Source organism: Rhizobium sp. P40RR-XXII, assembly GCF_012641405.1.
GTDB lineage: Bacteria > Pseudomonadota > Alphaproteobacteria > Rhizobiales > Rhizobiaceae > Rhizobium.
This window is the reverse complement of the sequence record NZ_JABAII010000005.1, coordinates 253,794-267,589: the sequence shown is the minus strand read 5'-3', so window position 1 is coordinate 267,589 and position 13,796 is coordinate 253,794. Positions and strand designations below refer to the sequence as shown.

Sequence of the window (13,796 nt, the reverse complement as noted above, 5' to 3'; positions counted from 1 at the left end):
TTCGGTCAACGATTTTCATTTCTGTTTTTTCAGAACCTGTCAGTTCTCCGGCATCTGCAGCCAGGTTTCATGCAGATGCCGCCATTCGACACCGTTGGGCGCCGATGAACTTGCGATGAAGAGCGCGCTTGCCTGGCGGCGGCTGTATTTGCCGCCGCGCGACTGGGCTTCGACATAGGTAAGAACGATCGTGTCCTCAGTCTCGAAGCTTGCGCGGATATCCGAAATCTCGATGCTGAAATCGTTATGAAAAGTCGCCCGGTTTGCTCGGATCAGCTCGATGGTCCCGGCGCGGTCGAAGATGCGACCGGTCGGCGGGATCATGTGGAAAGCATGACCGAAGGTGCGCTCGCAGCGGCCGAAATCGGTGTTGTCCGCAGTTGCCGCATCATACCAGGCTTCGAAGAAGCGATGGAAATCGAGAACTTCGGCACTGGCTTTCCGGAAGAGGGGCGATTCCTGGTTCATACTTTCCCCGCATTGAGGTTGTAATGCATAATCGAGCCGTGTCTGCCGGTGCGGTCGCGCTCCAGCGTATAGACGTCGCCTTCAATGCCAGCGCTTTGGCCGATGATGCCGGCGATCTGCCGACGGTCCTCATCCGAAAGTGCAATATCCATGATCCTGGCATTGGCGAGCGCATGCGCCTGATTGCGGGCGCCGACGATGACTGCAGCCACCTGCGGCTGCTCCAGCACCCAGGCGCTGGCAATCGTCGCGATATCGACGCCATGGCGATCGCCGATGGCCTTCAGCGCGCCGAGCAGCGATTGGAACAGCTCCCAGCCGCCGAAATCATCGATGATCAGCTTGTACTTGACGAGCGAACGGTTCTCGAGCGGCATTTCGGGTTCCGGCTGTCCCAGCCATTTGTCGCTCAGGAAGCCGCCGGCCACCGAGCCGTAGCAGAGGAATCTCACGTTATTTTCGGCGGCGAGCTTGGCGAGGCGGCGCGACGGCCGCTGATCGAGAACGGAATACTGCAGCTGCTGGCTGACCAGCGGAATGCCGGCTTTAAGGATCTCTGAAATATGCGGCGTATCGAAATTGGTCGTGCCGACATTGCGCACCTTGCCTTCGCGGCGCATCTCGTCGAGCCAGCTCAGGGCTTCGAGATAGCCGGGCAGGGAGTAATCCCACCAATGAAACTGCACCAGATCGAGCTGTTCGGTCTTCAGCTTGCGCAGCGACTTGTCGACAATGCCGCGAATATAGTCGCGGCTGATCGTTGCCAGCTTCTCCAGATCGGGCACGAGCTTGGTGTGCACCTTCATCGCGCCCGCGGCCTCGGTGCCGCGTTCGTTGCGAAGCTGCGCGCGCGCTTCGCCGATCAGCTCCTCGACGCCCGTATAGATATCGGCGCAGTCATAGGTGCGGATGCCGACATCGAAGGCGGCGATCAGGTCGGTCACGGCCTGCGCGCGATCGATCGCGCCATGTCCTCCGGCAAGCTGCCAGCCGCCGCGGATGACGCGCGAAATCTCGTATCCCGGGCTGAGCTCAAAAGTCTTGGCGGTCATGCGGTTCATTCTCCTTCGGGCAATGGCACGGCCGTCGTTTCGGCATGGCTGAATCGCCGCTTGCCCGTCCTGACGATCCGCAGCCGGCTCGCGCAGTTGGGGTCGGGGCAGGCGATTTCGGCGTCCGAGGTCATCCAGTCGTTCTTGTGGGTGGGCCGTTGCTTGGCCGCAAGCAGCGGCAGGACGGCCGATATGGAATAGATCGAAAAGCCCTGGCCCGGCGGCAAAGACAGCATTTCGCCCTTGAGTTCGAAATAGTCGCCCGGCTTGGCGCCGCAATAGATCGGCTTGCCGTCGGGAATGACGGCTTCAATCCTCAGGTCGAAGAGCTCGAAACTGTCGTCGCTTGCCGCCGCCATATCAGATCTCCGCCCGCTCGAAGGTGACATCGCAGGCACCGTTACGGCGGATGACGCCGCAGGCTGCGGCGAATTGTTCGCGTTCGTCTGGGCGCACCTGCGCGACGACGCTGCCGGCCAGCCAGCCGATCGGGAAGAGCAGGCGCGCGCCCTGCCCATAGAACAGGCCGATGTCGAAGATCGCATCGGGATTGCCGCCCCACATGCGCGGCGGCACATAGCTCAGCACGATATCGCCGGGCTGTGGTGTCAGCGTCGCATTCTCGGCCGGCAAAGCGGTGGCATGGGAGGCACCTTTCAGATGCGCCGGCGGGATCGGGCAGGAGATTTCCGGGCCGGTCCACATGGCATGAATACCGCCGACTATCCGCGGTTCGCTGAGATAGGTCCAGAGAAAGGTCGCGTTGTCAGGCGCCTTGGCCTCCAGCAGTGGCGCAAAGACGCTGAGGCCGGAGCGTGGTTCGGAGATCTTGATGGCGCGTTGGCTCATGCGGATAGGCCCTTCTTGGCTTCGGCTTCCAGTTTGCTGCGCAGGAAGGTGAATGGCCGGCTGATATCTGCAACGAGCGCATCGCGGGCTTCCTTGGCATCCTGCGCGGCGATCGCCTTGACGATCGTGCGGTGATAATGGGCCGTATCGACCTCGCCGGCGTCCGAAAAGGCGTAGATGGCGACGCGGATACAGGGGCCGGACTGCAGCCACAGGCTTTCGATCATCGGGATCAGCACGGCGGAACCGCAGGCGCGATAGATTTCGAAATGAAAGGCCTGGTTCAGCGTCACCTCACGATCGACGTCCTTCTTATGCTTCAGCGCGCGCATCTCGTCCCATTCACCGAGCATGCTCTCGATGGTCGCGATCTGGCGGGAATTCATGCGGGTTGCGGCGAGCGCGATCGCCTCGCCTTCGATGAGGATGCGGGCGCGCAGAAGGTCGTCCATGCGCTCCAGCGTGATCGGCGGCACGCGAACGGATCGGTTGGGAAGGGCTTCCAATGCCTTCTCGGTGATCAGGCGGCCAAGGGCTTCGCGCACCGGCATGGTGCTGGTCATCAGCGCGTCGGCCAGGCCACGGATCGTCAGCACCTGGCTCGGCTCGAAAAGCCCGCCGATCAGCGCGCGGCGCAGCTCCAGATAGACCCGATCCTGAACCGTCTCGCGGCCCACGGGCGCAAGCTGTGCGGCAATCGGATCGCTCTTGTCGGCGGTGGCCTTTTGCATTCGAAATCCCTTTTCGGCTTGCGAAGACGATTAAAGCTGATTAGCGTGATCAATGCAAGTGTGATCACAAATCAAATAATCAGGGAAGCGACAGCGATCGCTTTCCGGCCAGAGGGATCTCATGAGTGCGACAACTGAACGGCATGGGGAGGAAGCCCGGCCGGTTCTGACGGCAAGAAATGTGGTGCGGCGTTTCGGCGGCCTTGTGGCTGTCAACGACGTTTCTTTCCACGTGCGCGAGGGCGAGATCCTCGGCCTAATCGGCCCGAACGGTGCCGGTAAGACGACGATGTTCGACCTTCTGGCCGGCAGTGTCGCACCGAGCAGCGGCGAGATCGTGCTGAACGGCGTGGCGGTAGCAGGCGAGGCGGCCCATCGCCGGATCGCTCGTGGTCTCGGCCGTACTTTCCAGATTCCTCGGCCCTTTCCCAACCTGACGCTGCTCGACAATGTCATGCTGGCCGCTCAGGATCAGGCGGGCGAGCGTCTGCTGTCGAATTTCCTGCGACCGTGGAGAGTCGCCACGCAGGAGAAGGCTGCCCATGCCAAGGCGATGGAGCTGCTCGACCTCGTTCACCTGACACGCCTGGCGCACGAGCCGGCACGCGTCCTGTCAGGCGGTCAACGCAAGCTTCTGGAGCTTGCCCGCGTCATGATGGCCGATCCGGCTCTTATTTTGCTCGATGAGCCGGCTGCCGGTGTCAACGCCACACTTCTCGAGACGATCATCGACCGCATTCGCGATATCAATCAGCGTGGCGTCACCTTTCTCCTGATCGAGCACAATATCGATATGGTGACACGCCTGTGTCACCGCGTGCTGGTCATGGCGAGCGGCCAGCTTCTGTGCGAGGGCACTCCGGAAGAGGTTGCCCGCGATCCGCGCGTCATCGAAGCCTATCTCGGAGGTGCGGCATGAGCGAACCGGTCTTAACTGTTCGCAATCTTGTTGCCGGTTACGAGCCGGGCGTGCCGATCGTTCGCGGCGCTTCGATCACGGTAGCGGAAAAAGAGATCGTCGTTGTGCTCGGCCCAAATGGTGCCGGCAAATCGAGCTTCATCAAGGCGATTGCCGGCCTCGTTGCCATCGAAAGCGGCACGGTGGAGCTGGGCGGCCGGGATATCACGAGTGCGCCCGCGCACACCATGGTGCGGCTCGGCCTTGCCTTCGTACCGCAGACGGAGAACGTCTTTCCGCTGATGTCCGTCGAAGACAATCTGAAGGTCGCCGGCGGCATTCTGAAGCCGAAGGAAGTGCCCGGCCGCATCGACGAAATGTACGCGACCTTTCCTGATCTCGCCCGTCATCGCCGCATTGCGGCCGGCAATCTCTCGGGAGGGCAGCGGCAGATGCTCGCCGTCGCGCGCGCTCTTATCGTGCATCCGAAGCTCCTCGTGCTTGATGAACCCTCAGCGGGTCTCTCGCCGAAATTCGTCTCGATGGTCTTCGACATGCTGACCGAAATCCGCAAATCCGGCGTCACCATTCTGCTGGTCGAGCAGAATGCCAAGGCGGCCCTCGCTATCGGCGATCGCGCCTATGTTCTCGTCGAAGGCAAGGACAGGCATGAAGGGCGTGCCTCGGAGCTCTGGAACGATCCCGTCGTTGCCGAACTCTATCTCGGCCAGCGCCCGGCTGCTTCCAAAACAGGAGGTGCGGTATGAACCCGCAATTCATCGTCGACGGATTGCTGACGGGTTCCATGATCGGCCTTGGCGCCATCGGCGTGACGCTGACCTATTCGATCTTGCGCTTTTCGAACTTCGCCCATGGCGATTTCATGGCTTGGGGCACCTATGCAACGCTTGCCGTCGTCAGTGCCATCGGCGCTGTCTTCGGCAAGATCGCACCGATCGGCCCGCTTTCCTTCGGCTGGCCTCTGATCGTCGCGGTCATCGTCGCGATAGGCTTTACCGGCGTTCTTGCCCTTGCACTCGATAAGGTGCTGTTTGCCAGGCTCCGAGCCAAGGGCCAGTCGATCATCGTCGTCATGGCGAGCTTCGGTGCGTCCATGGCTCTGCGCAGCCTGCTCGAATTCCTCTTCACCTCGCGTCCGACCTATTTCAGCCGTGCCATCCAGATCGCCATGCCCGTCGGCTTCGGCATTCGCATTACGCCCGATCAGATCGCGCTTCTGATCGTCACGGCGCTGCTTGTTTTCGGCGTGCATATGCTGATGACGAGGACGCAGACGGGCCGCTCCATGCAGGCGCTCAGTCAGAATCCGTCGCTTGCCCGCGTCGTCGGCATCGATGTCGCCAAGGTCGTTCGCGTCACTTGGCTGATCGGCGGGGGGCTGGCCTGCGTCGCCGGCGTCATGATCGGCATTCTCGTGCAGATCCGCCCGCTGATGGGCTTCGATATGCTGCTGCCGATGTTTGCCGCCGCCATTCTCGGTGGTATCGGCAGCGTGCCGGGCGCGGTTCTCGGTGGACTGATTATCGGCCTTGCCGAGGCGGCCGCGGTTCAGTTGATCGGGGCGGAGTGGCGCGCCGCGATCTCCTTCATCATCCTGATGGCAGTGCTGTTCGTCCGGCCGATCGGCCTTTTCGGAGTGAGGGAGCGATGATGGATATTATTGGCTACGGCGCTTTCTTCCTGACGACGGCGCTGATCTTTTCCTTCATCACGCTCGGGCTGAACCTGCAATGGGGGCTGACCGGCCTCTTCAATGTCGGGCTTGCCGGCTTCGTTGCCATCGGGGCTTATACCTCGGCCTTGCTGACGACACCGGATATGTCCGGGCGGTTCGGCGGATTCGATTTGCCGGTCCTCGTCGGTTGGTTCGGCGCCATGATCGTCGCCGGTCTTGCCGCTGCCATCATTGGCATTGCGACGCTCCGGCTGAAATCCGATTATCTGGCGATCACCACCTTCGGCGTCGCCGTCGTCGTTCAGCTTGTGGCGCTGAATGCGCAGAAGCTGACCGGCGGTCCCTTCGGCATCGGCTTCATTCCCCGCCCATTCTCCAGCCTTGCCGAAACGCCGCTGCTCTTTAATCTGGCTAATCTCGGCGTCGTGGTTGTCGTGATGCTGATCGTCTATCTCGCGCTCGAGCATCTGGCAAAAAGCCCCTGGGGACGCGTCTTGAAGGCGCTACGCGAGGACGAGCGCGCCGCCATTTCGCTCGGCAAGAGCGCTCGTTTCTATCGTGTGCAGGCCTTTGCCGTCGGCGGTGCCGTCATGGGGCTTGCCGGCGCCATGCAAGCGCATTTCATCGGCTTTATCGCGCCCGACAATTATATCCCGACCCTGACGTTTCAGGTCTGGGTGATGCTGATCGTCGGCGGTTCGGGCAGCAACAAGGGTGCCGTCATCGGCAGCATCCTCGTCTGGGGAATATGGGCAGGATCGGGAGCGCTGACGAGCGTCCTCTTTTCGCCGGAGCAGCAGGCTCGCGCGGCCTCGCTGCAGATCGTGGCGATCGGCGTCATGCTTTGCATCATCCTGCTGGTGCGGCCGGGCGGCCTCTTCGGCGATATCCCGAAACGTCGTTCAGCGATCGCGCTGCAATCGAAACCTGTCGCGGACGAGGGTAGCGCCGCGTCTTAGCGGTGGGCTTTGCCGATCGGATCGGTATTCCATGCCGTGTGGGGTTCTGCGTTCTGCCGAGGCAGATTAAGGACGTACCGGCCATGGGCGACCGGTACGCAGTTCGTTTTTAGAGCGTGATGCCGAAAAGTGTAGGCGGTTTTCGGACGACATCACGCTCTACTTCTTTGATTCTAGGGCGGATTCAGATTTTAGGTCGATTCGGCCTAAAATCATCCGGCTCTAGGAAGCCAGAGCGCGACGCACAGGCTGAGCCGGAATAGGCTTGGCGGGAACCCGTAGAGGGCGCTTCGCGGCGACGGGCGACTTCCGTGCCGTGCTGGTTTTGGCTACCCCAAGCCAGCGAAGAATAGCGTCGAAGCCGGGCTGGGCCGCCCGCTTGAATTCCGGGCTCATTTCCTCGTCCATGCCGCAGAGAGAGGCGATTTCCTGCCAGTCGACGCGGCCTGCCCGAAGAGGAGGACGCGACTGGAAAACGATCAGGCCGATCATGAAACCTTTGATATTCTCGAAGCTACGCGGCTGAAGCAGCGGCTTGAGCCGCATATCGCAAAAATCCGAAATCTTGCGCTGGAAAACGTCAGAGGCAGAGCTTTTCTTTATGGGCATTATTCATTCCTTGCAGGCGACATCATCCAAAGGTCGGGGTGTGGCCCGCTAAAGCACGGAAGTTAAGGAAGCGCAAACAACCGACCGATTGGCCGCTTTCAATTCTACGATGCGCCGGCATTTGGCAAGTGGCAGATCGGTCACGCTTCGGTAAAAGGCCGCACCGGGCATGGAGCGGCGAGGGAATGTCGGGCGCTTTTCCGAGCCGCCGCTAAGATCATGAAAAAACTGTAACTTGCCTCCCGCACCATTGAGAGCGACATTTTCCTTGCGCCGGATATATGAGGTGAAAGACATGTCAGTCTTAGAAATGTTGGTCAGACGCCGGATGCAGGAAGAATATGCAAAGGGTACATCGCCAGAGCGCATTACCCGCCTCCTGCAGGAATTCTTCAACGGGACAGAGGCCTCCAAGGCAAATGCTGTCTCGCGACGGTCTTCTGGCAATCCATAAAATGATGAGGCCGGCCTCGATGACTTTTCCGAGAGCCGGCCCTTTGTCGACGCAGACTAATCCTTAAAAACTGTCTATCGTGCCGCGTTCGATCCGGACAAGCTTTCGACTGCCGCCAGGATCTTGTAGGCTGCCGAGACGCGGGTGGGGATCGGAAAATTCCTGTTTGCCAAGAGGACGATGCCGATCTGCCGTGCGGGAATGAAGGCCGCATAGGCGCCGAAGCCGTTCGTCGACCCCGTCTTGTTGATCAGCACATCCTTGCGCGGCGGCTGCGGCGGGTCAAGGCGAGTGACCTTGTGTGGATTGCGCGACATGTCGAACGAGTTGCCGTCCACCAACCGGGCAGGCGTCGTCGGATAGGCATAGATTTCCCAGCCAAGCCCCTGCGTCATGTTGCCGACGGTATAATAGCCGACATGCGTCGCATCGACTGCCCGCTGAAGGGTGCTATCGAGCTTCGAACCATCCATATTGGATTCGAGAACGGCAAGCATGTCTAATGCCGTGGTCTTGATGCCATAGGCGGGTGTGTCGAGAACGCCGGGCCCTACGCGGATCGGCTTGCCCTTTTTTGAATAGCCATAGGCATAGTTGCTCATCTCGGCGGCCGGAACGTGGACATAGGTATGCTTGAGCCCAAAGCCGGCGATGATCTTGTCCTGTATCAGCGTATCGAACGGCTGGCCCATAGCCCGCGCGGCCAGATAGCCGAACAGCCCGATGCTGGGGTTGGAATATTGCCGGTACGTACCGGGGGCAAAGGACGGATGCCAGTTGCGATAATAGACGACCATTCCCTCATTGCTGACGCTGTCCGGGAATTGCAGGGGCAGGCCGCCGGCCGTGTATGTGCCGAGATCGAGAAGGCTGATCTTGTCGAAGGCCGTACCTGCCACTTCCGGCATGTATTTCGTCGCCTTGTCGGAGAAAGACAGCTTCCCGCTGACTTCGGCGTAGGAGGCGAGCGTTGCCGCGAAGGTCTTGCTGATGGAGCCGAGCTCGAAGATCGTATCGTTCGTTACCTTCTGGCCGCTGTCCTTCGAGGCGAGGCCGTAGTTGAAGACATAGCGCTTGCCCTTGACGGTAATTGCAATTGCCATGCCCGGCACATCGTTTTCCTTCATGAGCGGACGAATGGTCTCATTGACGGCCCGCTCCAGGCGGCTCTGGTTGATGTCTTCGGCGTGGGCGCCGACGCCATAGAGGAGGCAGGAGGTGATTATTCCAAGTTTCGGCAGCGAAATGGTAGGTATATTCAAGTTGATATCCTCATGCTGATGGATGAAGGGCGATCTCAGATCATTGCAGCGATACGACCGATTTCGGCGACGATTGCGTTACGTTCGTCCGCTGAAATCGACGGTATCTCGCAATAAGCCGTGACGATGATCGGCACGCGGTTCGACGGCCAGAATACCGCGATGTCGTTGGCATTGCCGGCTTTGTCACCGTTTGTGCCGGTCTTGTCGCCGACCAGCCAATCCTTCGGGACGCCGGCGCGCAGGCGGGCGTCCCCCGTCTTGTTGGTGATCAGCCATGCGGCCAGTTGCGATCGCGAGGCGGCCGAAAGCACATCGGTAAACAGAAGCCGTCGCAGGTTCTCCAGCATCGCGGCCGCCGTAGTCGTGTCGCGCTGGTCGTTCGGCGTATCGTGGTAATTCAATGCGGGCTCTATGCGGTCGAGGCGCGTCATCTCGTCGCCGAGGCTTCGGCAGAAGGCGGTTAGCGCCTTGGGGCCGCCGAAGCTCGCGAGCAGGAGATTTGCAGCCGCATTGTCGCTGAGCGTGACGGCCGCAGCACAGAGTTCTGCCACCGTCATGCCGTTGCCTGCGTGCAACTTGGTTGCTGGCGAGCCGTCGATGATGTCGCCTTCCGAGTAACGAATGCGCCGGTCCAGCTTTTCCTCGCCCTTGTCGACCCGCGCCAGCACCAGGGCCGCCGCCAGCGCCTTGAAGGTGCTGCACATCAGAATGCGTTCGCCGGCGCGATGCTCGATGTGCCTGCCGCTTGCCATGTCGAGAATGCTGACACAAATGCGGCCGCGATGCTTGCTCTCGAGCGCGGCAAGCTGCGCTTCACCCGAATGATCGTCTGCAGCGCGTCCAACCGCGCTTAGCCCTGCTAGAACAGGCAAAGCAAGCAAGCCGCCGGCAAGGCTTTGCCGGCGCGACAGTAAGATCGTCATCTTGTTTCCACTTCGATTGATGTTGAGCAAAGAGATAGTTTCAGGGCCGGTGGACGTTGTTGGAACCCTGCAAATCACCTTGCGAGACAGACTATGGCGTCGCTTCCTGCCCTAGACAAACGATCAATTCTGGGCTTAGACATGAGAAAAACTTGGCCTTAGGACACAAATGGACATCTCTCAGCTGCCGTTGAACGCACTGCGCGTTTTCGAGGCTTCGGCGCGGCACTGCAGCTTCACGCGGGCAGGGCTCGAACTCCGGGTGACGCAGACGGCCATCAGCCATCAGGTCAAGGCACTGGAGGACGTGCTGGGGGTGACCCTCTTCAAGCGCCTGCCGCGCGGCCTTGCGCTGACCGATGAGGGGCATGCTCTCTTGCCGGTGTTGACCGATGCCTTTCGCCGTATGAGCGCCACGCTCAGCCAGCTGGAGGAAGGCAATTTTGCCGAGATTTTGACGATCGGCGTCGTCGGCACTTTTGCCATCGGCTGGCTGCTGCCGCGCCTCGGCAGCTTCAAGGCGCAGCATCCGCATGTCGATCTGCGCTTGAAGACTAACAACAATCGCGCCGACATGGTGCTCGACGGGCTGGATTTCTTCCTGCGCTTCGGCGACGGCGCGTGGCACGGAACAGAGGCGATCCACCTGATGGATGCGCCGCTATCTCCGGTCTGCCGGCCCGATATCGGCGAGCGGTTGCGCACGCCCGCCGATCTTGCCGAAGTTGAGCTTTTACGCTCTTACCGGATCGACGAATGGTCGCTCTGGTTCAGAGCTGCGGCCCTGCTACCGCCTCATCTTCGAGGCTGGATGTTCGATTCGTCGCTGACGTTGGTGGAGGCCGCCGCGCGCGGCGTCGGCGTCGCGCTCGTGCCCGTCGCGATGTTTACGCATGACATCGAGGCCGGGCGCATCATGCAGCCGTTCCAGATTACGGCGACGACCGGCAGCTACTGGCTGACGCGATTGAAATCGCGGGCGGAAACGGCATCGATGAAGGTGTTCCGCCAATGGCTGATCGGGGAAATCGAGGAGATGCCGGGATAGGATGTGCAAATAAATCGGCCCCCCGGGCAGAGGCTGGAGCATGATGATCGGTGGTCGATGCATTCGCTGGCGAGTTTCAATCTCACGGCACCGGTTCGAATGCCGGAGCGCACGATCGTCGCGTGTTCCGCAAGCAGTTGCAGTCGCGCGCCCGTTTGCAGCATCATTGTTCGAATTGATGGCATCTGCTAAAGGCTGGTCATCATGAAGCATTTCGCCATGGAGCAATCGGCATGGGGACCCTGAAGTCAGCAGATAGATAAGCCGCAACAGCTTCTTGTTGTTGCGGCGTGCTGTCGAAACTCATTCCAACCGGACCCAGTGGCAGACGCCGCCCGATTTCTCTTTCGAGCGGAATTTTCTCATGTCTGACATACGCCCGTCATGGGCCTCCTCGCTGCCGGCAGCGCTGCTGCTGATGGCGCCCTTCGATATCCTCGCCTCGCTGGCCATGGATATCTATCTTCCCGTTGTCCCGTCGATGCCCGGCATCCTGAACACGACGCCATCGGTGATCCAGCTCACATTGAGCCTCTATATGATCATGCTCGGCCTTGGGCAGGTGGTATTCGGTCCGCTTTCGGATCGCATCGGTCGCCGTCCTGTGCTGCTTGCCGGGGCGATCGTGTTTGCCGTGGCTTCCTTCGGGGCCGCCTGCTCATCGACGGCGGCTGCTTTCGTCCTTTGCCGGCTGCTGGAGGCCATGGGTGCTTCGGCGGCTCTGGTTGCGACCTTTGCAACCGTCCGGGATGTCTATGGCAACCGGCCGGAGCAAGCCATCATCTATGCCGCGTTCGGCTCGATGTTGTCCTTCGTGCCCGCACTCGGCCCCATAGCGGGCGCGATGATCGCCGATCGCTTCGGATGGCGCGCCATCTTCATGGTGCTGGCACTTCTGTCCCTGGCCGCGAGCGTCAACGCCATGGCACGTTGGCGTGAAACGCGGCCTGCGGGTTTGAGCGAGCCACGCCGCTCCATTTGGCCGATCTTCACAAGCCCGCCGTTCTGGACCTATACGCTGGCTTTCAGTGCGGGCATGGGCACGTTCTTCGTGTTCTTCTCGACGGCACCACGCGTGCTGATCGGCCGGGCCGGCTATTCGGAACTCGGCTTCAGCATGGCATTCGCAACGGTCGCAGTCGTGATGATAGCAGCCGCGCGCTTTGCCGGACTGTTTGTCGAGCGCTGGGGCGTTGCAGGCTGTGTCGCGCGGGGCATGGCACTGCTTCTTGTTGGCGCGGCTGGCCTGGCGTTCGGTCAGGTCTACGGCTCTCCGTCCTTCACAAGCTTCGTGTTGCCAATGTGGATCATGGCCCTTGGGATCGTCTTCACGGCATCGGTGACGGCGAACGGAGCGCTTGCGGAATTCGGCGACATCGCCGGATCGGCGGTGGCATTCTACTTCTGCATCCAGAGCCTGATCGTCAGCATCGTCGGTACGCTGGCGGTGACCGCATTGGGCGGCGATAGCGCATGGCCATTGGCGGGCTTTGCCACGCTCATGGCATCCCTGGTGCTGGCGGCACTGCATGTCTTGCGACGCCAGGACGCCGTAGCCTGATCTGCAAAGCACCCGCCTTTCGGCGGTGCGCCCTTAAAAGCACTGCCCGCGAAAGTCGAATTTCGCGGGCAGCCGAGGCCGGTTTATGCAATCCGAACGCCGTGGTCGACGCCAGGAATTGCCTTATCGCCATCCCAGCGCCGGAGCGACATGGGTCAGAATGGATTCGATGACATGGGCGTTGTATTCGACGCCGAGCTGGTTCGGCACGGTCAGGAGCAGGGTATCGGCCGCTGCGATCGCCTCATCTTTCGCCAATTCCTCGATGAGCGCGTCAGGCTCGGCCGCATAGCTGCGTCCGAAGATGGCCCGCGTCTTCTCGTCGATGAAGCCGATCTTGTCGGCATCCTTGCCGCTGCCGCCGAAATAGGCGCGGTCGAGATCGTTCACCAGCGCGAAGATGCTGCGGCTTACCGAAACGCGTGGTTCGCGCTTGTGTCCCGCCTCTTTCCAAGCCTCGCGGTAGAGCTTGATCTGATCCGCCTGCTGGACGTGGAAGGGCAGGCCGCTTTCGTCGTCCTTGAGCGTCGAGCTTTGCAGGTTCATGCCGAGCTTTGCCGCCCATACGGCCGTGGCATTGGAGCCTGCGCCCCACCAGATCCGCTCGCGCAGGCCTTCCGAATAGGGCTCGAGGCGCAGGAGGCCGGGAGGATTAGGGAACATCGGGCGCGGATTGGGTTGTGCAAATCCTTCACCGCGCAGGAGATCGAGCAGCACTTCCGTGTGCCTGCGTCCCATATCGGCGTCGCTCTCGCCATCCATCGGCGTATAGCCGAAGTGGCGCCATCCATCGATCACCTGTTCCGGGGAGCCGCGGCTGATGCCAAGCTGCAGCCGCCCGCCGGCGATGAGATCGGCAGCGCCGGCATCCTCCGTCATATAGAACGGGTTCTCGTAGCGCATGTCGATAACAGCCGTGCCGATTTCGATGCGGCTGGTCCTGGCGCCGACGGCTGCCAGCAGCGGGAAGGGCGAAGCAAGCTGACGCGCGAAATGGTGCACGCGAAAATAGGCGCCATCCGCGCCCAATTGCTCGGCCGCTACGGCAAGATCGATCGATTGCAGGAGCGTGTCGCCTGCCGATCGCGTCTGCGATTGCGGTGATGGCGTCCAGTGGCCGAATGAAAGGAAACCGATCTTCTTCATGATACTATCCTATTATCTCCGGTTCGCCCGGCTCGATTCACGCCATGAGTGCCGACGCCGATTGCCCGCGTCTTCATGTCATGGCTTGCAAAAGCCGTGGATTCAAACGGCTATATGCGCATGGGCTCAGCTGGATG

At 61.0% G+C, this 13,796-nt stretch carries 16 protein-coding genes; 6 read left to right on the top strand and 10 right to left on the bottom strand.

What is annotated here, in order from left to right; all coding sequences use genetic code 11:
• Positions 1–39: 39 nt before the first annotated feature.
• The 5 genes from HGP16_RS12350 to HGP16_RS12330 are packed head-to-tail and all read right to left on the bottom strand — an operon-like array spanning position 40 to position 3,100.
• Complete coding sequence (locus HGP16_RS12350) at positions 40–468, bottom strand: hypothetical protein (protein ID WP_168840296.1); 429 nt, start codon at positions 466–468, stop codon at positions 40–42.
• Entirely contained in the window at positions 465–1,520 is a 1,056-nt protein-coding gene (locus HGP16_RS12345; RefSeq protein WP_168840295.1) for an aldo/keto reductase, read from the bottom strand. The genes HGP16_RS12350 and HGP16_RS12345 overlap by 4 nt, the downstream gene beginning before the upstream one ends.
• A gap of 5 nt (positions 1,521–1,525) precedes the next feature.
• Positions 1,526–1,879 (bottom strand): TIGR04076 family protein, encoded by a 354-nt coding sequence (locus HGP16_RS12340; protein WP_168840294.1) that lies wholly within the window; start codon positions 1,877–1,879, stop codon positions 1,526–1,528.
• 1 nt (position 1,880) lies between these two features.
• Entirely contained in the window at positions 1,881–2,369 is a 489-nt protein-coding gene (locus tag HGP16_RS12335) for a DUF3830 family protein (protein WP_168840293.1), read from the bottom strand.
• The gene (locus tag HGP16_RS12330; protein WP_168840292.1) at positions 2,366–3,100 is read right to left on the bottom strand and encodes a GntR family transcriptional regulator; all 735 of its coding nucleotides are present in this window, start codon (positions 3,098–3,100) and stop codon (positions 2,366–2,368) included. The genes HGP16_RS12335 and HGP16_RS12330 overlap by 4 nt, the downstream gene beginning before the upstream one ends.
• Before the next feature lie 121 nt (positions 3,101–3,221).
• On the opposite strand from HGP16_RS12330, the gene HGP16_RS12325 reads away from it, so the two are divergent.
• The 4 genes from HGP16_RS12325 to HGP16_RS12310 are packed head-to-tail and all read left to right on the top strand — an operon-like array spanning position 3,222 to position 6,653.
• The gene (locus HGP16_RS12325; protein WP_168840291.1) at positions 3,222–4,019 is read left to right on the top strand and encodes an ABC transporter ATP-binding protein; all 798 of its coding nucleotides are present in this window, start codon (positions 3,222–3,224) and stop codon (positions 4,017–4,019) included.
• A complete protein-coding gene (locus HGP16_RS12320) occupies positions 4,016–4,765 on the top strand; it encodes an ABC transporter ATP-binding protein (RefSeq protein WP_168840290.1) in 750 nt (249 codons plus the stop codon). The genes HGP16_RS12325 and HGP16_RS12320 overlap by 4 nt, the downstream gene beginning before the upstream one ends.
• The gene (locus HGP16_RS12315) at positions 4,762–5,670 is read left to right on the top strand and encodes a branched-chain amino acid ABC transporter permease (protein ID WP_168840289.1); all 909 of its coding nucleotides are present in this window, start codon (positions 4,762–4,764) and stop codon (positions 5,668–5,670) included. Before HGP16_RS12320 ends, HGP16_RS12315 begins: the two co-directional genes overlap by 4 nt.
• Positions 5,667–6,653 carry a branched-chain amino acid ABC transporter permease gene (locus HGP16_RS12310; RefSeq protein ID WP_168840288.1) on the top strand — a complete coding sequence of 329 codons (987 nt, stop codon included), beginning with the start codon at positions 5,667–5,669 and terminating at the stop codon, positions 6,651–6,653. The genes HGP16_RS12315 and HGP16_RS12310 overlap by 4 nt, the downstream gene beginning before the upstream one ends.
• Before the next feature lie 222 nt (positions 6,654–6,875).
• On the opposite strand, the gene HGP16_RS12305 is transcribed toward HGP16_RS12310, so the two are convergent.
• From HGP16_RS12305 to bla, 4 genes are all read right to left on the bottom strand, one after another.
• Positions 6,876–7,262 carry a hypothetical protein gene (locus tag HGP16_RS12305; protein ID WP_168840287.1) on the bottom strand — a complete coding sequence of 129 codons (387 nt, stop codon included), beginning with the start codon at positions 7,260–7,262 and terminating at the stop codon, positions 6,876–6,878.
• Between the two features lie 48 nt (positions 7,263–7,310).
• Positions 7,311–7,631 carry a hypothetical protein gene (locus HGP16_RS12300; protein ID WP_168840286.1) on the bottom strand — a complete coding sequence of 107 codons (321 nt, stop codon included), beginning with the start codon at positions 7,629–7,631 and terminating at the stop codon, positions 7,311–7,313.
• A gap of 159 nt (positions 7,632–7,790) precedes the next feature.
• Positions 7,791–8,963, bottom strand: coding sequence for a class C beta-lactamase (gene ampC, locus HGP16_RS12295; RefSeq protein WP_409526834.1), 1,173 nt, complete (start codon positions 8,961–8,963; stop codon positions 7,791–7,793).
• A gap of 50 nt (positions 8,964–9,013) precedes the next feature.
• Positions 9,014–9,904: a class A beta-lactamase gene (bla, locus tag HGP16_RS12290; protein WP_168840285.1), complete on the bottom strand. Its 891-nt coding sequence runs from the start codon at positions 9,902–9,904 to the stop codon at positions 9,014–9,016.
• Positions 9,905–10,073: 169 nt separating this feature from the next.
• Here bla and HGP16_RS12285 point away from each other — a divergent pair, with 169 nt between their 5' ends.
• Positions 10,074–10,952, top strand: coding sequence for a LysR family transcriptional regulator (locus HGP16_RS12285; RefSeq protein WP_168840284.1), 879 nt, complete (start codon positions 10,074–10,076; stop codon positions 10,950–10,952).
• A gap of 364 nt (positions 10,953–11,316) precedes the next feature.
• The gene (cml, locus tag HGP16_RS12280) at positions 11,317–12,513 is read left to right on the top strand and encodes a CmlA/FloR family chloramphenicol efflux MFS transporter (RefSeq protein ID WP_168840283.1); all 1,197 of its coding nucleotides are present in this window, start codon (positions 11,317–11,319) and stop codon (positions 12,511–12,513) included.
• A gap of 123 nt (positions 12,514–12,636) precedes the next feature.
• Here cml and HGP16_RS12275 read toward each other — a convergent pair whose 3' ends face one another.
• Entirely contained in the window at positions 12,637–13,659 is a 1,023-nt protein-coding gene (locus HGP16_RS12275) for an LLM class flavin-dependent oxidoreductase (RefSeq protein ID WP_168840282.1), read from the bottom strand.
• Positions 13,660–13,796: the final 137 nt, after the last annotated feature.

What these genes read in the sequence shown, in the direction of transcription:
- HGP16_RS12325 (WP_168840291.1), top strand. Translation starts at nt 3,222, where the DNA reads ATGAGTGCGACAACTGAACGGCATGGGGAGGAAGCCCGGCCGGTTCTG.
- HGP16_RS12320 (WP_168840290.1), top strand. Translation starts at nt 4,016, where the DNA reads ATGAGCGAACCGGTCTTAACTGTTCGCAATCTTGTTGCCGGTTACGAG.
- HGP16_RS12285 (WP_168840284.1), top strand. Translation starts at nt 10,074, where the DNA reads ATGGACATCTCTCAGCTGCCGTTGAACGCACTGCGCGTTTTCGAGGCT.
- HGP16_RS12330 (WP_168840292.1), bottom strand. Translation starts at nt 3,100, where the DNA reads ATGCAAAAGGCCACCGCCGACAAGAGCGATCCGATTGCCGCACAGCTT.
- HGP16_RS12310 (WP_168840288.1), top strand. Translation starts at nt 5,667, where the DNA reads ATGATGGATATTATTGGCTACGGCGCTTTCTTCCTGACGACGGCGCTG.
- HGP16_RS12305 (WP_168840287.1), bottom strand. Translation starts at nt 7,262, where the DNA reads ATGCCCATAAAGAAAAGCTCTGCCTCTGACGTTTTCCAGCGCAAGATT.
- HGP16_RS12275 (WP_168840282.1), bottom strand. Translation starts at nt 13,659, where the DNA reads ATGAAGAAGATCGGTTTCCTTTCATTCGGCCACTGGACGCCATCACCG.
- cml (WP_168840283.1), top strand. Translation starts at nt 11,317, where the DNA reads ATGTCTGACATACGCCCGTCATGGGCCTCCTCGCTGCCGGCAGCGCTG.
- bla (WP_168840285.1), bottom strand. Translation starts at nt 9,904, where the DNA reads ATGACGATCTTACTGTCGCGCCGGCAAAGCCTTGCCGGCGGCTTGCTT.
- HGP16_RS12340 (WP_168840294.1), bottom strand. Translation starts at nt 1,879, where the DNA reads ATGGCGGCGGCAAGCGACGACAGTTTCGAGCTCTTCGACCTGAGGATT.
- HGP16_RS12300 (WP_168840286.1), bottom strand. Translation starts at nt 7,631, where the DNA reads ATGCGCTCTGGCGATGTACCCTTTGCATATTCTTCCTGCATCCGGCGT.
- HGP16_RS12345 (WP_168840295.1), bottom strand. Translation starts at nt 1,520, where the DNA reads ATGACCGCCAAGACTTTTGAGCTCAGCCCGGGATACGAGATTTCGCGC.
- HGP16_RS12335 (WP_168840293.1), bottom strand. Translation starts at nt 2,369, where the DNA reads ATGAGCCAACGCGCCATCAAGATCTCCGAACCACGCTCCGGCCTCAGC.
- HGP16_RS12315 (WP_168840289.1), top strand. Translation starts at nt 4,762, where the DNA reads ATGAACCCGCAATTCATCGTCGACGGATTGCTGACGGGTTCCATGATC.
- HGP16_RS12350 (WP_168840296.1), bottom strand. Translation starts at nt 468, where the DNA reads ATGAACCAGGAATCGCCCCTCTTCCGGAAAGCCAGTGCCGAAGTTCTC.